The organism is Ferruginibacter sp. (assembly GCF_031430955.1).
In the GTDB taxonomy this organism is placed as follows: Bacteria; Bacteroidota; Bacteroidia; order Chitinophagales; family Chitinophagaceae; genus Ferruginibacter.
Map to the genome: position 1 here is coordinate 1 of NZ_JANPCM010000209.1, position 4,365 is coordinate 4,365.

4 protein-coding genes are annotated in these 4,365 nt (G+C 36.8%); 1 reads left to right on the forward strand and 3 read right to left on the reverse strand.

Annotation, left to right across the window (positions count from 1 at the left end; genetic code table 11):
- The coding region (gene ftcD, locus ACY65O_RS05915) for a glutamate formimidoyltransferase (protein WP_462219927.1) at positions 1-618 on the reverse strand (618 nt) is incomplete at its 3' end.
- Between the two features lie 180 nt (positions 619-798).
- On the opposite strand from ftcD, the gene ACY65O_RS05920 reads away from it, so the two are divergent.
- Entirely contained in the window at positions 799-2,088 is a 1,290-nt protein-coding gene (locus ACY65O_RS05920; RefSeq protein ID WP_462219928.1) for an acetyl-CoA hydrolase/transferase family protein, read from the forward strand.
- A 36-nt stretch (positions 2,089-2,124) separates the two neighbouring features.
- On the opposite strand, the gene hutI is transcribed toward ACY65O_RS05920, so the two are convergent.
- Together hutI and ACY65O_RS05930 are read right to left on the reverse strand one after the other, a co-directional pair.
- Positions 2,125-3,387, reverse strand: a complete 1,263-nt coding sequence (gene hutI / locus ACY65O_RS05925; protein ID WP_462219929.1) for an imidazolonepropionase — start codon at positions 3,385-3,387, stop codon at positions 2,125-2,127.
- A 50-nt stretch (positions 3,388-3,437) separates the two neighbouring features.
- Positions 3,438-4,365 (reverse strand): glutamate ligase domain-containing protein (locus tag ACY65O_RS05930; RefSeq protein WP_462219930.1); only part of this gene is annotated, 928 nt, incomplete at its 5' end.

The window sequence follows — 4,365 nt, forward strand, 5'->3', positions numbered from 1 at the left end:
TCCGGCTTCACGTACATCAAAGGCAATGGCATTTGCACGGCGTGTAGATGTTGTGTTTAAATTAATATTGTACGCCACCAAAAAATCTCTTGCGCCAATTACAGTTGCACCTCTTTTAGCATCAAATTCAGCAGGGCCAAAATCAGGTTTCCATTCGGGCTGTTTAATTTTTTTAAAAAAGCCTTCGTATTCGCCTGCACGTATTACTGATAAATTGCTACGTTCTTTTTTTGGCTGTGCAGCTTCGTATAAATACACTGGGAGCTGGAGCTCCCCGATACGCTTTGCCAGTTGCTGTGCATAAACTGCAGTTTCTTCCATGGTAATATTTGCAACGGGTATCAGCGGACAAACATCCGTAGCTCCCATTCGTGGATGTTCGCCTTTGTGTTTGCTCATGTCAATTAATTCTCCTGCTTTTTTTATGGCAAGATAGGCCGCTTCAATTACCGCATTCGGTTCTCCTACAAAAGTTACTACTGTTCTGTTGGTGGCTTTGCCGGGATCAACATTTAATAAACGTACGCCTTCCACTTTTTCTATTTCATCAGTAATTTGTTTGATGATATTTAAATCATTCCCTTCGGAAAAGTTGGGGACACATTCAATAAGTTGCATAATACAGGTTGAAGGTTAAAAGTTTTTTAATAAATAAAATATCTGCAAATTAGTTTTTCTTTGCATTGATACAAAGAAACAATCATAGCCGCCATTATTACAATCATGCCGGTACATGACGAAAATTTGCTAATGAAATTTTTAAAAAGTACATTTTTGCCATAATAAATATACTTAAATATGATTCATCCTTACAATTACGTTTCTGCACCGGAGGCATTATCTATAATACAAAGTAATATGAGGGTGTTTATACATGGTGGTGCCTGTACGCCATTGTATTTACTGCATGAGCTGGCAAAAGAGAGCCATCGTTTAAAAAATGTTGAATTGGTTTCTATAACACTAAAAGGCGATATAGAAATTGAAAAAGCCATATACCAGGATGCCTTTCACATTAATTCTTTATTTGTTTCGGCATCAATAAGAACAGCTGTTGCTGAAGGAAGGGCAGATTTTATACCGGTCTTTTTAAGCGATATTCCTGATCTTTTTAAAAATAAAATTTTAGAATTGGATGTGGCTATTGTACAGGTTTCGCCGCCAGATATACATGGTTATTGCACCTTAGGGTTATCGGTTGATATTGCCCGTGCTGCAGTGGACAGTGCCAAAAAAATTATTGCACTGGTTAATCCTTTAATGCCCCGTACTCATGGCGATGGTATGATACACACTGACAGGTTTACAAAAATGGTTTTTTATAAAGCTGATTTACCAGAGGAAAGTTACAGCAATAAAGTGGGTGAAACAGAAATGATAATCGGCAAAAACATTGCAGAATTAATTGATGATGGCAGTACTTTACAAATGGGTATTGGCACCATTCCTGATGCGGTGCTGCGCTTTTTATCTCACCATAAAAATTTAGGCATTCATACAGAGATGCTTAGTGACGGTATTATTGAATTGGTAGAAAAAGATGTAATCAACAATAAAAACAAAGCTATTCATCCTAATAAAACAGTTACATCATTTGCTGCAGGCAGTAAAAAATTATATGATTATTTAAATGATAACCCCGCATTTGCTTTTTTAGATATTGATTATGTAAACAACCCGATTGTAATAATGCGCAACCCAAAAGTAATTGCTATAAACAGTGCCATTGAAGTGGACCTGACCGGCCAAGTTTGTGCAGACAGTATTGGCGAATTGCAATACAGCGGCATTGGAGGCCAGATGGATTTTATGCGTGGGGCGGCATTGAGCGTGGGTGGCAAACCTATCATTGCATTAAGCAGCCGTACTACAAAAGGTGTTAGCAGAATTGTACCGCATTTAAAAGAAGGTGCCGGCGTAGTTACTACAAGGGGCCATGTGCATTATGTTGTTACGGAATATGGTGTGGCTTATTTATTTGGAAAAAATTTACGGCAGCGGGCAAAACTTTTAATTGATATTGCTCATCCTGATGACAGGGAGGCTTTAATAAAATATTGCTTCGAAAGGTTTAAAATATTTTTGTAAGTCTTTGCAGGCAGAGAATTTATTTATCTATTTTAATTAAATAAATTCTCCTTTAATCATTACTTTATCAATTAAGTTATTACCAAAAGAGTATGGCAAATAAGGTAAGGATGGAATTGCTTTTGTAAAAATAAGATTTGCTTTTTTACCAATGGTGATACTGCCCACTTCGTTCTGCAGTTCCATTGCATAAGCACCATTTAATGTTGCGGCATTAATCGCTTCTTCGGGCAGCATTTTCATTTGTATGCAACTGAGTGCCACCACAAAATTCATATTACCGCTGGGTGATGAGCCGGGATTATAATCACTTGCTAATGCAACAGCACAATTGCTATCAATTAATTTTCTTGCAGGCTGATAATTCATTCTTAAAAAAAATGCAGCTGTTGGTAACAGTGTTCCAATCACACCGGGTAAGTTAGCCGGTATGGTGCCGCCACTTAATAATTTAATATCATTATCTGTCATCGTTTCCAAATGATCTACTGACACCGCATTTAATTTAATTGCAGCTTCAATTCCTCCTATGGAATTGAGTTGGTTTATATGAAGCTTTGGTTTTAGTCCATAACTCATCCCTGCTTTGCAGATAATTTCCATTTCATGCGGAGAAAAAAAACCTGTTTCGCAAAACACATCAATATAATCGGCCAGTTTTTCATTTGCAACTACTGGCAGCATCTCATTTATGATTAAATCGATGTATCCCTGGTGATTTTCTTTATACTCTAATGGAAAAGTATGTGCCCCCAAAAAAGTTGCTTTAATACAAAGGTTAGATTTTTCTTTTAATTTTTTTATTACCCTCAGCATTTTTAATTCGGCCTGTACAGATAAACCGTAGCCGCTTTTTATTTCAATTGCACCGGTGCCTAATTTACTAACTTCTTCCAATCTTTTCCATGCGGATAAAAACAATTCGTCTTCACTTGCTGCTTCTAATTTTTTTGCAGAGTTTAAAATGCCGCCACCCTTTGCCGCAATATCGGCATAACTCATACCTTTTATCTTATCAATAAATTCTTCTTCCCGGCTTGCAGCAAAAACTAAATGGGTATGACTGTCGCACCAGCAGGGTAAGACAAACTTGCCTTGTGCATCAATAATATCTTTTGGGAGTTGTGGTACTTTTAATTCTAACTCATACATAGCGCCGTAGTCTGCAATGATGCCGTCTTCTATTAAAATAAAGGCGTTTTCAATTGAAGGGAGATTAGCTAAGGCATTACCACGGAGTAAGGTTGTTTCTTCTCTTGTACCAATAAGTTGTTTTATGTTATTAATGAGTGTTGTCATTTTTTATTGCATAGCATTTGCATTTTTTTTAACGTGGTCAGACGGAGACGTCAGACCATGTTAAAAACAGATTTACTAAAAGTTTCAAGCGACGGATCCCTTGCACCCATTAAAAGCAAAACAGTATTCGCTGTTAAATGAGGCCTCATAGTTTCTACAAAATTATTTCTGTCTTCTATAAAAAATGCTTTCTTACCAAGAGCTTTTATATCATTTATTAAATCGCCTGAACTAATATCTTTTATAGCAGTACCGCCGGCATAAAAAATTTCACTCATCCAAATTTCATCATCTTCCCGTAAAACATTTGCAAATTCTTTTACAAAATCATTGCGTAAAAAACGGGTGGGGCCATAACCATGTGGCTGAAACCATGCAATAACTTTATTGGCCAATGGTTGACAGGAAGCAATAGCCGCCGCACATTTTACCGGGTTGTGTGCATAATCATCAATAACCCAAACACCATTTTTACTGCCTAATATTTGATTGCGCCGGTAAATGCCTTCGTAGTTTTTTAATGCTTCAGCACAAGTTTTTAAATCAACGCCTAACTGATTGGCAACAGCGGTGGCAGCTAAAGCATTTTCCATATTGTGCCTGCCAATGGCGTTAATGGTGAATGGTGAATGGTGAATATCAAATTCAATTCTAAATCCTTCCTGTTTAAAATTAGTTGCTATAAAACCTGCGCCGCTTTTTTCGTCGGAAGAAAAATCATGTTTTATATTTTGAGATAATTGTTTAGCCAATGCATTGGATTGATTTACTATAAACAATTCCTTAGTATTATTTTTAAATGTGCCGAATATCTGCATCAGTTCTTCAATCTCCTGGTGGTCTTTATCTACATTTAATAACAAACCAACTTCGGGTTGATATTGCACAATACTGCCATCGCTTTCATCTGCTTCAATAACCAACCACTCTCCTGCTCCTACTTTTGCATTACCAATTTTTCCTTCTTTAATAATACTG

Excerpts from the sequence above, each read along its gene's own strand:
- ACY65O_RS05920 (WP_462219928.1), top strand. The coding sequence starts at position 799 with ATGATTCATCCTTACAATTACGTTTCTGCACCGGAGGCATTATCTATA.
- hutI (WP_462219929.1), bottom strand. The coding sequence starts at position 3,387 with ATGACAACACTCATTAATAACATAAAACAACTTATTGGTACAAGAGAA.